This window comes from Polynucleobacter sp. AM-25C3 (assembly GCF_018882335.1).
Taxonomy (GTDB): domain Bacteria; phylum Pseudomonadota; class Gammaproteobacteria; order Burkholderiales; family Burkholderiaceae; genus Polynucleobacter.
Genome location: NZ_JACVOS010000011.1, coordinates 15083 through 29331 on the forward strand (window position 1 = coordinate 15083; position 14249 = coordinate 29331).

Here is a 14249-nt window from a genome sequence, read left to right on the forward strand (position 1 = left end):
TTTTGATTAAGCTAAGCGCCCGCCTTGAAGGCTCAATTGACGTCCGCACCGCGCAGCCAAGGCTGGATCATGGGTCACCAAAACTAGGGTAGAAGAATTCTCCCGATTTAGCTCAAAAAGTAGCTCAATTACCCTATTGCCACTGGCCTCATCAAGGCTTCCGGTAGGCTCGTCTGCAAAAAGGATGGCAGGTCTATTAATAAAGGCACGAGCCAAAGCAACGCGCTGCTGCTCGCCCCCAGAGAGAGTTTTAGGGAAATGATTTGCTCTGTCAGTTAAGCCAACCTTTTCAAGCCATTGGCCAGCAGACTGTTTTGCCTCTGCCTGGGAAAGCCCTGCAATTTCCAGTGGCAGCATCGCATTCTCCAAGGCCGTTAGATGGGGCAGCAATTGGAATGATTGAAATACAAAGCCAACAGACTTGCCGCGTAAACGAGCTCTGCCATCCTCATCCAATAGATTGAGGTTTTGACCCATCAAATCAATTTGTCCTTGTGTTGGAAGGTCTAAGCCGGCCAATAGGCTCAATAAGGTGCTTTTTCCAGAACCAGATGCTCCGACAATTGCCACACTTTCACCTTGCTCAATCTGAAAGCTAATGTCGTGCAAAATAACTAGGTCACCGTCCGACGTATTAACTAGCTTGCCCACCTGTTTGGCAGCAATAGATTTAGACTGGTTGTTCATGTGAGAAATTTTCTAGAATTGAAAAATGCAGATTCAGCCATTAATAGCCAATAAATTAATTACAGGCCTATTTTGCCTCTTAATGAGTATTTGCTCCTGGGCTCAAACAAACCCAGTGATCTTGGTATTGGGAGACAGCCTCTCAGCTGAATATGGTCTTCCACGGGGAACCGGCTGGGTTAATCTTCTGGAGAGGCAACTTCAGAAAGACAACAGTCCTTGGACTGTATTTAATGCCAGCATTAGCGGTGAGACCAGCTCAGGCGGACTGACGCGATTGCCCAAGCTCTTGATTCAAAAAAAACCAGGGCTTGTCATGATTGAGCTTGGGGCGAATGATGCCTTGCGCGGCCTTCCGATAATTCAAACTGAATCGAACCTACGCAAGATGATTCAGATGAGCAAGCAATCGGGTGCACGGGTTTTGCTCTTTGGTATACAGATCCCCTCAAATTATGGCCAAACCTACATCACGCAATTCAAAGGACTCTACTCTAAGCTGGCTAATGAAGAGGGTATTGAATTGCTACCGTTTTTCTTGGAAGGCGTTGCATTAAAACCTGAATTATTTCAAGCGGATCGATTGCACCCCAATGTGGAGGCCCAAAGTATTCTCTTCAAAAACGTATGGGGCTCAATGGCCCCATACAGTAACTTACTCAAGAAATCACCTCAGTAATTAACTGCCTGCACTACCTGAGCTCGCTGATTTGAGTGGGTTAATTACCTTAACGCCGGCACTATTGCGCCAGTAGCTCATAAAGCCCGCAAATTCTGACTGTGCGGCTAATGCCTGAATCTGTTGTGCTTGCGCTTTGTGAGCTTTGGCATCAACAGATGTAGGTTGGCGAACTTGGTCAATACGATAAATCGTAGTGCCAACGCCAGGATTGGCAACAGAAACTACGGCCGGTAACTTATCCACATTAACAGACATGACCTCATCCATAGAAGGCCCCACCAAATTGCCTGGCTTGTTGCGTGAAATCCAACTAGAACTACTAAAGCCAGCCGCATTCTTTGGGTCTTTCTCCAGGGCGGTCAATTTATCAGTGGCTGCAGCAATCGCTAGCTTCTCGGCAGCGCGTTGGCTAACCTGACGCTTTACTTCAGCCGCAACTTCTTTGTAAGGCAAGATTTGCGCGGGATGCAATATTACCACTCGTGCAGATACAAAAACACCTGGTGAAATTTGTACAGCTTCAATATTGCGCTTGTTCTTGAGGGCTTCATCGCCATACAGGGACTGGATAACCTTTGGATTAGCCAGGGGGTGATCTTTAGATACGCCAGGCGCACCGCCACGAGTAATACCCTTCTGAGATTGAATGCTGAGCTTCAATTTATCTGCAGCTGGCTTCAGACTATCAGCTTGATCGTAAGTGATATTCGCAAACTGATCTGCCTTTTCATTAAAGGCCTTGGAATCTTCTTTTGGATCTGCCTTAAGAACAATATATTCAACATCGATATATTCAGGTCGCTCAAACAGCTTTGCATTAGCCTCATAAAAAGATTGGAGCTCGTCTGGGCTAGGATTCACTTTGGCCAAGTAGTCTTTAGCATTAAATTGGAGGGTCTGTACTTGTCTTTCTGTTTCATAGAGAGAAGAAATAATCTCAGACAACTTTGGACTGGCCAATTCGGTACGGGCAACAGAATTGACTAACTGTTGAATTTTGAGGTCAAAACTTTGGCCTGCATAAAACTGCTCTTCATTCATGCCATTGCTGGCTAGCAGCTGCTTAAAGCGCGCATCATCAAATGTGCCGTCTTGGCGATATAAAGCACGTATTTGTGGGATCTTTTGCAAGCTATTAACGAGCTCTTGCTTGCCTACTTGTAAGCGTAAGTCACTGACCGCAAATCCTAAGATGCGTTGCTGAAGTAACTCATTGAGAATGGCCTGACGAAAAGGCAGGCTTTGAGCAATTTGTACATTACCGCCAACACGTTCAGCCTGACGTTTTGCAGCCATGTCCACTTCTTGTGCTGTGATGGGCTTGCCATTAACTTTAACAATGTCAGTCTCTTTATCCATAAATTCGGAATAACTAGAGATGCCAAACAAGGCAAAAGAAGGAACGATAAACAGCATCAATACTAGCTGCAGAATTTTTTGGTGCTTACGTACGGAATCAAACATGAATTAATCGCTAGGAAATGAAGTTAATTATGGAGTGTACTAGGCGTGAGGTCTAGAGGAACTAGAAGGCCTTGAAGATGAAAACCAATGCGATTTGGGAAACTGGTGGGCGCTGACGGGATCGAACCGCCGACATTCTGCGTGTAAGGCAGACGCTCTACCATCTGAGCTAAGCGCCCCAAATTAATACAGACGAGATTGTAACCCAGTGTGGGAATAAAAGAGAGATTCTTCATCAAAATGGACTTTAATTTATAGTTCAATCCGACTCAAAACCCCTCAAATATCCCCAGACATCAATGCTTCAAGGCCTCTCCAGACGAAATCTTTTCAGTAGCTTTACTAGCTTCAGCAGCCTTTTTCGCAAGCTCTTCCGGAGTTGGATCTGGCAAAGCAACTGGTTTGCGCTCTAAGGCAAGCTCCAACACTTTATCAATCCAGCGAACCGGTACGATTTCAATCGCATTCTTGACGTTATCAGGAATATCAATCAAATCCTTGACGTTTTCCTCTGGAATCAAGGCCAACTTAATTCCGCCGCGATGCGCTGCCAGCAACTTCTCTTTTAAACCGCCGATTGGTAGCACCTCTCCACGCAAAGTGATTTCACCCGTCATTGCTACATCTGAGCGAATCGGAATGCCTGTAAATACAGACACTAGGGCCGTCGTGATTGCGATGCCGGCAGATGGACCATCTTTCGGAGTTGCACCATCTGGGAAGTGGATATGAATATCTTTCTTCTCAAAGGCTTCATCAGCAATTCCTAGCGCTCTTGCTCTGGAGCGAACGACTGTTTTTGCAGCCTCAACAGACTCTTTCATTACATCGCCAATCGAGCCAGTACGAGTAATCACGCCCTTACCAGGCATTACCGCCGCCTCGATCGTTAATAGATCGCCGCCAACCTCAGTCCAAGCCAAACCAGTGACCTGGCCAACTTGATTCTCTTTCGCAGCCAGACCAAAGTCATACATCTTCACAGAGAGAAACTTCTCTAAATTATCCGCATCGACAGTCACTGGCGCAGCTTCTTTCTTGAGGAGAAGCAACTTCACTACCTTGCGGCAGATTTTGCTGATTTCTCGCTCTAAAGAACGAACACCAGCTTCGCGCGTGTAGTAACGAATCATGCTGCGTACAGCGCTTTCCTCAATCTTTAATTCATCCTTCTTGAGGCCATTATTTTTAATCTGTTTAGGAATTAAATAGTTGGTAGCAATACTGGTCTTTTCATCTTCTGTGTAACCAGCCAGACGAATAATCTCCAAGCGATCTAACAATGGACCGGGAATATTCAAAGAATTTGAAGTGGCAACGAACATCACATCTGACAGATCAAAGTCCACTTCAACATAGTGATCTTGGAAGGTGTGGTTTTGCTCTGGATCTAACACCTCAAGCAATGCGCTTGCAGGATCGCCACGGAAGTCCATGCCCATCTTGTCTACTTCATCCAAGAGGAATAAAGGATTGCGCACGCCCACTTTAGTCAAGCTAGAAAGAATCTTTCCAGGCATCGAACCAATATAAGTACGGCGATGTCCCCGAATTTCAGATTCATCACGCACACCACCTAATGCCATGCGCACAAACTTGCGGTTCGTTGCGCGAGCAATCGATTGACCTAAGGAAGTTTTACCAACGCCGGGAGGACCAACTAAACACAGGATTGGAGCCTTGACGCGATCAACGCGTTGCTGAACCGCAAGATATTCCAAGATGCGTTCTTTAACTTTATCAAGACCATAGTGGTCTTCATCTAATACTTTTTCAGCATTGGTCAAATCGTTGTTAATCTTGGTTTTTTTCTTCCAAGGAAGATTGACCAAAGTATCAATAAAGTTACGGATCACTGTCGCTTCGGCAGACATTGGTGACATGAGTTTGAGTTTTTTCAACTCAGACTCTGCCTTTTTCAATGCTTCCTTGGGCATGCGAGCAGCCTTGATGCGTTTCTCGAGCTCCTCGAGATCAGCACCCTCTTCGCCTTCACCCAATTCTTTTTGAATGGCTTTGACTTGTTCGTTTAGGTAGTATTCGCGCTGACTCTTTTCCATCTGACGTTTTACACGTCCACGGATGCGCTTTTCTACTTGCAAGATATCAATCTCACTCTCGAGATCAGCCAACAAACTTTCTAAGCGCTGTACTACGTCAGTCATTTCAAGCAAGCGTTGCTTCTGCTCAAGCTTGACAGGCAGATGAGCGCAAATCGTATCGGCTAAGCGGCTTGGATCATCAATACCGCCAAGTGAAGACAGGATTTCTTGTGGAACTTTTTTGTTCAGCTTTACGTACTGGTCAAACTGAGCCATGATGGCGCGGCGCAAAGCTTCTGTCTCATGAGCATCTAAAGAGGACATTGATGTGGGAGTCGCTTCACAGCCAAAATAGCCTTGGCTATCTTCAACTTGACTCACTTCAGCGCGTTGAACACCCTCCACCAGCACCTTAACAGTGCCATCGGGAAGTTTTAGCATTTGCAGGATATTGGCGATGCAACCGACCTCATAGAGGTCCTCAACACCTGGCTCATCCTTAGCGGCTGTCTTTTGGGCTACCAAAAGGACATTTTTGCCAGTTTCCATGGCGGCTTCTAAGGCTTTAATTGATTTTGGTCGACCCACAAACAAGGGGATCACCATATGTGGAAACACCACGACATCCCTTAAAGGGAGCAATGGCAGTTGAATGGGTTCAGAGGGTAGTAATAAGTGGCCAGGCATGGGGCAATTCCTCCAAAATAGTCATTCCGTAAAAAACTCTAAAAATGCCGTACCACTAGATACGGACATAATTAGGAATAGGATACTACCTATATGGGTGCCACCAAGTGAAAAACAAGGGGGAAATATGCAAAAAGTGAGCGAAAACCCTGTGAAAACAGCAAAAAAAGACAAAAATTAGGCTTTTTTGCTCATTTCCGTAGATTCGTCACCCTGCTTGTAGACCAAAATGGGTTTTCCACCATCAGCAATCGTACTTTCGTCGATTACTACCTTTTGCACATTCTTCAGGGATGGCAAGTCATACATGACATCCATAAGAGAACCTTCGAGGATGGAGCGTAGGCCACGAGCGCCCGTTTTGCGTGCAATGGCCTTTTTGGCAATGGCTGACAAAGCTGCTGGGCGAACTTCCAATTCAGAGCCTTCCATCGTCAACAGCGCCTGATATTGCTTAACCAAAGCATTCTTAGGCTCAGTCAAGATCTGAATCAGGCTAGCCTCATCTAGTTGTGCCAGGGTAGCAACCACTGGAAGACGGCCAATTAATTCAGGAATCAAACCAAACTTGATTAAATCTTCTGGCTCTACTTCGATTAAGAGGTCGCTGACACCACGATCATCCTTGCCAGGTACCGTTGCATTAAATCCGATGCCCGTCTTCGCTGTACGCTGTTGAATGACCTTCTCAAGACCATCAAAAGCACCACCACAAATAAATAAGATATTGGTTGTATCAACTTGCAAGAAATCTTGATTTGGATGCTTACGACCACCTTGTGGTGGAACTGAAGCCATCGTACCTTCGACCAGCTTTAGCAAAGCTTGTTGAACGCCCTCACCCGATACATCACGGGTAATTGAAGGGTTATCTGACTTACGAGAAATCTTATCGATCTCATCAATATAAACAATACCGCGTTGGGCTTTTTCTACGTTGTAGTCGCAAGCTTGCAACAACTTTTGAATAATATTTTCGACGTCTTCACCAACATAACCCGCTTCAGTCAATGTCGTTGCATCAGCCATGACAAAAGGCACATCTAGCATGCGCGCTAAAGTCTGAGCCAACAATGTTTTACCGGAACCCGTTGGGCCAATCAGCAGGATGTTGCTCTTAGCAAGCTCAACGCCATCAACCATTGCCTTAGCAGGAACTTTAGATTCTTTCTTATCCGTCGTCTTTTCGCTAGCCACTTCTGGCTTGCCGTCTTTATCCAACTTCTCTTTTTTAGGCTTAGGCAAATACTGTAAGCGCTTGTAGTGGTTGTACACCGCTACCGCTAAAGTCTTCTTCGCATGGTCCTGACCAATCACATACTGATCTAGATTCTCACGAATCTGATGTGGTGTCGGCAAAGAATCATCGCCATCAGCTTTAGGTAGTTTTGCAAGCTCTTCTTGAATGATGTCCGTACATAAGTCGATGCACTCATCACAAATGAATACGGATGGGCCAGCAATGAGCTTCTTTACTTCATGCTGGCTCTTGCCGCAGAAGGAGCAATACAGAACTTTGTCTGCGCTATTGGAGTTGTCTTTATCGCTCAAGGTAGATTCTAGATATTAGTGCTGTTTAAGGACGCTTGTCGATCACTTTGTCGATCAAGCCATATTGCTGGGCCTGTTCTGCAGACATGAAGTTATCGCGATCAGTATCTTTAGCAATGGTTTCAATCGATTGACCTGTACGGTCAGCCAAAATTTTGTTCAAGCGCTCACGCAAATACAAAATTTCACGGGCTTGGATTTCGATATCAGAAGCCTGGCCACGTGCACCACCTAATGGCTGATGAATCATCACACGTGAGTTCGGCAATGCATAACGCTTGCCGTTCTCACCAGCGCACAATAAGAATGCACCCATGCTCGCAGCCATGCCCATACATAAAGTACTGACGTGTGGCTTGATGAATTGCATCGTGTCGTAGATTGCTAAACCAGCAGATACAGAACCACCGGGAGAGTTGATGTACAGAGAAATTTCTTTATCTGGGTTTTCGCTCTCGAGGAATAAGAGCTGGGCAATGACCAAGTTTGCGGTTTGATCATTTACTTCGCCAACCAAGAAAACAACGCGCTCTCTAAGTAAGCGGGAGTAAATGTCATAGGCCCTCTCGCCTCGACCAGAGGTTTCAATCACCATTGGAACTAAACCCAAACCTTTGGGTTCTAAATTCTCAGACTGGAAATGATTCTGGTTCATGTGATCAGGCCTTTATTTAATGGATGCTTAAGCTTAGTTGAACTTAGTTAAGTTTGCTGAGTTCTTCGAAAGTAACGGCTTTATCAATCACTTTAGCTTGCGAAGTGAAATACTTGATAACGTTATCTTCCAATACCAAGTTCTCGATATCTTTGAGGCGGCTTGGATTGCTATAGAACCAACGAACCACTTCTTTTGGATCTTCGTAAGTAGCAGCTTGCTCATCAATCTCAGCTTTAATTTGATCTGCAGTAGCAGCCAAGTTTTGCTGTTTGACTAAGTCGCTCAAAATTAAGCCGAGGCGAACACGTTTGAGAGCTTGCTCAGCAAACATTTCAGCAGGAATGGGTGCATCCTTGGCATTTGGAATGCCACGTTGCATCAAGTCTTGACGTGCAGACTCAACCAAACGTTCTTGCTCCTGAGCAACCAAAGATTTAGGTGCATCAAGTTCGCAAATGCTATTGAGTTTTTCCATTACTTCACCTTTTAACAGCGATGTAATGCGACGTTTTGTTTCGCGATCCAAATTCTCTTTCACTTCTTCACGCATCTTTGCAACGCCACCTTCGGTAACGCCTAAAGACAATGCAAATGCATCGTCAACTGCAGGAAGGTGCGCCCAGTTCACTGACTTCACGGTGATGGTGAAGTCAGCAGTTTTGCCAGCAACATCTTTACCGTGGTAATCGGCTGGGAAGCTTAATGGGAAAGTCTTGCTCTCACCTGCTTTGAGGCCCAAAGTCGCAGCTTCAAATTCAGGGAGCATGCGGCCTTCGCCAAGAACGAATTCAAAGTTTTCCGCTTTACCGCCAGTAAACTCAACGCCATCAATCTTGCCAACGAAGTCGATCACAACTTGATCGCCAGCTTGAGCGGCCGTATTTGCACCACCATCACCATGCGTACCAGCATCGCCGCGTGGATGGTAATGCACTTGCTGCTTACGCAATACGTCTAAAGCGCGATCGATCTCTGCATCAGAAATATCGGTTGTGTACTTAGTGACTTCAGCTTTGCTGAAATCACCAATTTTCACTTCTGGCAACACTTCAAAGTAAGCATCAAACACAATCTTGTCTGCTTCTAGTTCGCTCTTAGGGTCAAGGCGTGGTTGACCGGCCAATAAGATTTTTTCATTTTGAGCGAGCTCATAGAACAACTCTGAGGCTTTGTCGAACTGAAGTTCAAAATCCACTTGCATGCCGTACTGTTTTTCAACCATGGCCTTTGGCACTTTGCCTGGGCGGAAGCCGGCGGCTTTCATGGTCTTACCCAATTTAGCCAAACGGGCTTCTCTTGCCTTAGCCAAATCGGCACGAGCGAACTCTAAGGTCACTTTGCGGTCTAACTGACCTAAATTTTCTATCTGCACAGCCATTCTCGTCTCTTTATTGAAAATCGGAATATGTGAAGCCCAAGCCAAGTAGCTATCTTGTGGTGCGAGGAGGGGGACTCGAACCCCCACACCATTGCTGGCGTCAGGACCTAAACCTGGTGCGTCTACCAATTTCGCCATCCTCGCGCGAATTCCGCAAACGCTACCGAGCTAGAACTTCACTCTAAAGAGCGTAATTCTACAATGCTTGGCGGTTTTGGAGGATATTTAAGCCTTGTACAGCAAAGCCACGGCATGGACGGCAACGCCCTCGCCTCGGCCCAGATGCCCTAAGGATTCGTTTGTCTTGGCTTTGAGGTTGACATGGCTGGGTGTGACAGCCAAATCCGCTGCAATATTACGAACCATATCCGGCAAAAAAGCAGCTAATTTAGGCTTTTGGCAAATGATGGTTGCATCCACATTACCCACCTGAAAGCCAGCAGCCTGCACTTTTTGCAAGGCTGCTCTGAGCAAAATACGGCTGTCCATGTCCTTAAACTGGGGGTCGGTATCTGGAAAAAGCTGGCCAATATCGTTTAGGCCTGCCGCCCCTAACAAGGCATCCGTCAAAGCATGTAGCAAGGCATCGGCATCGGAGTGACCTAATAGACCTTTTTCATTGGGAACGTGAACGCCACCCAAGATCAATTTCCGATCTGCAACCAAGGCGTGTACGTCATAGCCTTGACCGATTCTAAATTGAGGGATGTGAGGAGCGTTTGAGGTCATTGGTTGGAGTGATATGTTCTTAAGGGGATTACTTCACTGAGGTTTGCAAAATGGCTTGCATCAATTCCCAGTCCGCAGGATGCGTAACTTTGAAATTGCGCGTTGCCCCTTCAATGAGTAATGGGCTTGTACCGGCAAGCTCCATGGCACTGGCTTCATCAGTAATGTCGGCCTCTAAGCGAATGCCCTCTGCGATTGCATCATGAAGCCGTTTTAGGCCAAACATTTGCGGTGTTTGGGCTTGCCAAAGGTGATCACGGGAAATAGTCTTGAGCGCTCTTGTAGGGTTGCCAGCGATTGCGGAATTCGCATCGGCCATTTTTAAAGTATCCGCTAAGGGCATGGCTAATAAACCGCCCTCGCCAGATTGACTCACTGCACCGATCAGTTTTTGAATGAGCTCAGGTGAAATTCCTGGGCGGGCCGCATCATGCACTAGGATCCAATCATTTTCCGGAATGCCAGCTTTGAGCATGGCTGCCAAAGTATTTCTGACAGTCTCTTGGCGCGTCGGTCCGCCACTTGGAAGAAATCGGACCGAGGAAGAGTTAGCGGAAAGCGTACTTAAGATTGGATTATCAATAAAACCCGGGCTCACACCCACCCAAATGGAGGTAATCTCGGGGGTGTTGATAAACGCCTCCAATGCATATGCCAGCATAGGCTTGCCGGCTAACTCCTGAAACTGCTTGGGTAAGGCGCCGCCAAGTCTGGATCCCGTCCCGGCTGTAGGTAGCAAGGCGTGACATTGTGGCAAAGACTGCGAAGATTGATTTCCAGCGTGCATACCTGATTCTATAATGAGCCTAGATGTCTGATGCATTAAAACTTGCACCCCCTATACCTGCACCGCGGGCTGGGCAGCGCTTTACCTTTTCAGGCCTAGTTGGCTCTGCAGATGCCGCATTAATCGCCCAATCAGCCCTTCGTTATCGCTCTAACTTCTCCGTCATGGTGATTTTTTGCGCTCAGGCTCAAGAAGCGCAGCGCCTTTTAGAAGAAATCCCAGCATTTGCACCGCAACTCAAAACGCGCCTATTGCCTGATTGGGAAATTCTCCCATATGACCATTTTTCCCCGCATCAAGATTTGGTCTCTGAGCGCCTTGCCACTCTGTATGAATTACTGAACGGCAGTTGTGACATTGTCTTGGTGCCAATCACCACTGCACTACAAAAACTAGGCCCCCCAAACTTTTTATCGGGACATACCTTTTTCTTTAGGCAAGGCGACAAGCTCAATGAAGCAGCGCTAAAGCTTCAGTTACAACAAGCTGGATACGATCCTGTGAGCGCGGTGATGCGCCCTGGTGAATACAGTATTCGCGGTGGTTTGATTGATCTTTTCCCAATGGGCTCAAGCTTGCCCTATCGTCTCGATCTCTTTGGTGATGAGATTGAACAAATTCGGGCTTTTGATCCCGATACCCAGCGTAGCCTGTACCCCGTTAAAGAAGTGCGCTTACTACCAGGGCATGAGTTTCCATTCGATGATGCTTCACGTACGGCCTTCCGCGGTCGCTGGCGTGAAGTGTTTGAAGGTGACCCAACACGCTGCTCAATTTATAAAGATGCCAACCTAGGAATTCCGAGCGCCGGCATTGAATCCTATCTGCCCCTCTTCTTTGCAGAGTCTTCCAGCGTATTTGATTACTTCCCTCGCTCAGGCGATCCCGTATGGATTGTGAGTACTGGTGATATTGAAGAATCTATTAAGGGTTTTTGGAAAGATACGCTGTCAAGATATGAATTCTTAAAACACGATCTTGATCGCCCCATTCTTCCGCCTGCCGAATTGTTTCTCGATGTAGATCAATTCTTTACTGCAGCCAAACCCAATGCGCGCTTGGTGCTGGAAAAGGAAACAAAAGAGGCGCCACAATTTTTAGCGGTTCCCGATCTTGCAGTTCATCGTCGTGATGCAGACCCCATCAATCGATTACGAGCGCTGGTTTCAGAAGAAAAAGTGCGGGTACTAATTTGCAGTGATAGCAATGGTCGCAAGGAATCTATTCGCCAGTTATTTGAAGAAAGTAATTCGGTTGCTGGTCAGAATGGCAAGCCACTCTACCCATTAAAGCCTGAAGGCTTTGAGGGTGTTGCTGACTTTATTAAAAGTAATGCTTTGTTTGGCCTGGTTACTGCCCAACTCTTTAATGGCTTCAACTGGCCTGCTGAAAACCTCATCGTGGTTACCGAGGCAGAACTCTTCACTACGACTGCGCGGCAGAGGCGTAAAGGCAAAGCAAGTGAGAGCGCTGATCCGGACATGCTCTTCAAAGATTTATCTGAACTCAAAATCGGCGATCCAGTTGTGCATTCAGACCATGGCATTGGGCGCTATCAAGGTTTAGTACTACTGAATTTAGCGCCGCCTAAAGAAGAGCCTATTTTTGAAGAGTTTTTGCATTTGGCCTACGCCAAAGATGCAACGCTTTATGTCCCGGTGCAGCAATTACAAATGGTGACGCGCTATGCAGGCTCTGATCCTGACTCCGCCCCATTGCATCAATTAGGCTCAGGCCAATGGGACAAGGCGAGACGCAAGGCCGCACAACAAATTCGGGACACTGCTGCTGAACTCTTAAGTCTGTATGCCGCAAGAGCGATCCGCAAGGGTCATGCCTTTGAATTCTCCGCCCACGATTACGCTGCTTTTGCTGAAAGCTTTGGATTTGAGGAAACACCGGATCAAGCCAATGCAATTGCTGCAGTCATCGGCGACATGACTAGTGGCACACCAATGGATCGCCTTGTGTGCGGTGATGTGGGTTTTGGTAAGACTGAGGTTGCCCTGCGCGCCAGTTTTGTTGCTGTGATGGGCGGCAAACAAGTAGCTATTTTGGCTCCGACCACCCTACTTGCCGAACAACATGTGGCTACCTGGAAAGATCGCTTCGCTGATTGGCCGGTTCGTATTGTTGAACTCTCCCGCTTTAAAACCACTAAAGAAATTAATGCCGCCCTAGAAGCGATAGCTAAAGGCGAAGCTGACATCATTATTGGAACTCATAAGCTTCTGTCCAAAGAAACCCAGTTTGCCAACTTAGGATTGGTGATCGTAGATGAAGAACATCGCTTTGGTGTACGCCAAAAGGATGCGCTCAAAGCATTGCGTGCTGAAGTCGATATCCTAACCTTAACTGCAACGCCTATTCCAAGAACTTTGGGTATGGCAATGGAAGGCCTGCGCGAATTCTCCATCATCGCAACGGCACCACAAAAGCGTTTAGCCATTAAAACATTTGTGCGACGTGAAGGTGATGGCGTCATACGTGAAGCGGTGTTGCGTGAAATCAAGCGTGGTGGCCAAGTCTATTTTCTGCACAACGAAGTCGAAACCATTCAGAACCGCAAGCATGCATTACAAGAACTCATCCCAGAAGCCAGCATTAGTGTTGCTCATGGACAGATGCATGAGCGTGAGCTGGAATCAGTCATGCGCGAGTTTGTAACGCAGCGTACCAATATCTTGTTATGCACCACTATTATTGAAACTGGTATTGACGTACCAACAGCTAATACCATCATCATGCATCGTGCTGATAAGTTTGGCCTAGCTCAGCTACATCAATTACGCGGTCGTGTTGGGCGCTCTCACCATCAGGCTTACGCCTACTTATTGGTACCCGATCCAGAGGCACTGAGCAAACAGGCGCAATTGCGCTTAAATGCGATTCAGGCTATGGAAGAATTGGGCTCTGGTTTCTACTTGGCGATGCATGATCTAGAAATTCGTGGTGCTGGTGAGGTGTTGGGTGATAAACAGTCTGGTGAAATTCATGAAATTGGTTTTCAGCTCTACACTGAGATGCTTAACCGAGCTGTTAAATCCTTGCGCAGCGGTAAAGAGCCCGACCTCCTGTCGCCACTACAGGCAACAACCGATGTCAATTTAGGTGTACCCGCCCTCTTCCCGAATGACTATTGCCCCGATGTCCATGAGCGACTCTCGATGTACAAGCGCTTTGCCGGCACAAATGACTTCTCAGAACTCATGGGATTGCGTGAGGAGTTGGTAGATCGCTATGGTGACTTGCCTGACCAAGCTAAATCACTTTATGAAACCCATCGCTTGCGCTTGGAGATGTCTGGTTTTGGCATTAAAAAGATTGATGCTTCCCCGGCATCCATTCAGATTCAGTTCATCCCCAATCCACCGATTGACCCGATGAAGATCATTCAATTGATTCAGTCATCCAAGTTCATTCAACTTAATGGGCAAGATAAGCTAAAAATTCTTCCCCAGAAAGAGAAAGATTTTGAGAAACTAGAGCAGCGTCTAGACCATATTCGCAAGGTACTCAGAAGCCTCAATGAATCTGCCATGCTCAACACTGCTCAAGCCAATTAATTCGCCATCACCTACTCT

Annotated in this window: 10 protein-coding genes and 2 tRNA genes; 2 read left to right on the top strand and 10 right to left on the bottom strand. The window is 46.7% G+C overall.

What is annotated here, in order from left to right; genetic code table 11:
• Positions 1-6 precede the first annotated feature (6 nt).
• The gene (locus tag ICN12_RS08240; RefSeq protein ID WP_216272027.1) at positions 7-687 is read right to left on the bottom strand and encodes an ABC transporter ATP-binding protein; all 681 of its coding nucleotides are present in this window, start codon (positions 685-687) and stop codon (positions 7-9) included.
• A 25-nt stretch (positions 688-712) separates the two neighbouring features.
• On the opposite strand from ICN12_RS08240, the gene ICN12_RS08245 reads away from it, so the two are divergent.
• Entirely contained in the window at positions 713-1366 is a 654-nt protein-coding gene (locus tag ICN12_RS08245) for an arylesterase (protein ID WP_216272028.1), read from the top strand.
• On the opposite strand, the gene ICN12_RS08250 is transcribed toward ICN12_RS08245, so the two are convergent.
• The 9 genes from ICN12_RS08250 to ispD all read right to left on the bottom strand — a co-directional run bounded on the left by ICN12_RS08250 (position 1367) and on the right by ispD (position 10665).
• Positions 1367-2833 (bottom strand): peptidylprolyl isomerase, encoded by a 1467-nt coding sequence (locus ICN12_RS08250; protein WP_216272029.1) that lies wholly within the window; start codon positions 2831-2833, stop codon positions 1367-1369.
• Positions 2834-2936: 103 nt separating this feature from the next.
• A tRNA-Val gene (locus ICN12_RS08255) sits at positions 2937-3012 on the bottom strand.
• A 117-nt stretch (positions 3013-3129) separates the two neighbouring features.
• On the bottom strand, positions 3130-5562 hold the full coding sequence (gene lon, locus ICN12_RS08260; RefSeq protein ID WP_216272030.1) for an endopeptidase La: 2433 nt from the start codon (positions 5560-5562) through the stop codon (positions 3130-3132).
• A gap of 177 nt (positions 5563-5739) precedes the next feature.
• On the bottom strand, positions 5740-7113 hold the full coding sequence (gene clpX / locus ICN12_RS08265) for an ATP-dependent Clp protease ATP-binding subunit ClpX (RefSeq protein ID WP_216272031.1): 1374 nt from the start codon (positions 7111-7113) through the stop codon (positions 5740-5742).
• Positions 7114-7138: 25 nt separating this feature from the next.
• Positions 7139-7768: an ATP-dependent Clp endopeptidase proteolytic subunit ClpP gene (gene clpP / locus ICN12_RS08270; protein ID WP_216272032.1), complete on the bottom strand. Its 630-nt coding sequence runs from the start codon at positions 7766-7768 to the stop codon at positions 7139-7141.
• Positions 7769-7811: 43 nt separating this feature from the next.
• A complete protein-coding gene (gene tig / locus ICN12_RS08275; RefSeq protein WP_216272033.1) occupies positions 7812-9149 on the bottom strand; it encodes a trigger factor in 1338 nt (445 codons plus the stop codon).
• A gap of 57 nt (positions 9150-9206) precedes the next feature.
• Positions 9207-9293: transfer RNA gene (locus ICN12_RS08280), tRNA-Leu, on the bottom strand.
• 81 nt (positions 9294-9374) lie between these two features.
• A complete protein-coding gene (gene ispF, locus ICN12_RS08285; protein ID WP_216272034.1) occupies positions 9375-9878 on the bottom strand; it encodes a 2-C-methyl-D-erythritol 2,4-cyclodiphosphate synthase in 504 nt (167 codons plus the stop codon).
• Between the two features lie 28 nt (positions 9879-9906).
• The gene (gene ispD, locus ICN12_RS08290) at positions 9907-10665 is read right to left on the bottom strand and encodes a 2-C-methyl-D-erythritol 4-phosphate cytidylyltransferase (protein ID WP_216272035.1); all 759 of its coding nucleotides are present in this window, start codon (positions 10663-10665) and stop codon (positions 9907-9909) included.
• Positions 10666-10688: 23 nt separating this feature from the next.
• Here ispD and mfd point away from each other — a divergent pair, with 23 nt between their 5' ends.
• Positions 10689-14231, top strand: a complete 3543-nt coding sequence (gene mfd / locus ICN12_RS08295) for a transcription-repair coupling factor (RefSeq protein ID WP_216272036.1) — start codon at positions 10689-10691, stop codon at positions 14229-14231.
• Positions 14232-14249: the final 18 nt, after the last annotated feature.

Coding starts and splice junctions, on each gene's coding strand:
- ICN12_RS08240 (WP_216272027.1), bottom strand. CDS start 687: ATGAACAACCAGTCTAAATCTATTGCTGCCAAACAGGTGGGCAAGCTA.
- clpP (WP_216272032.1), bottom strand. CDS start 7,768: ATGAACCAGAATCATTTCCAGTCTGAGAATTTAGAACCCAAAGGTTTG.
- mfd (WP_216272036.1), top strand. CDS start 10,689: ATGTCTGATGCATTAAAACTTGCACCCCCTATACCTGCACCGCGGGCT.
- ispF (WP_216272034.1), bottom strand. CDS start 9,878: ATGACCTCAAACGCTCCTCACATCCCTCAATTTAGAATCGGTCAAGGC.
- ispD (WP_216272035.1), bottom strand. CDS start 10,665: ATGCACGCTGGAAATCAATCTTCGCAGTCTTTGCCACAATGTCACGCC.
- lon (WP_216272030.1), bottom strand. CDS start 5,562: ATGCCTGGCCACTTATTACTACCCTCTGAACCCATTCAACTGCCATTG.
- tig (WP_216272033.1), bottom strand. CDS start 9,149: ATGGCTGTGCAGATAGAAAATTTAGGTCAGTTAGACCGCAAAGTGACC.
- ICN12_RS08250 (WP_216272029.1), bottom strand. CDS start 2,833: ATGTTTGATTCCGTACGTAAGCACCAAAAAATTCTGCAGCTAGTATTG.
- ICN12_RS08245 (WP_216272028.1), top strand. CDS start 713: ATGCAGATTCAGCCATTAATAGCCAATAAATTAATTACAGGCCTATTT.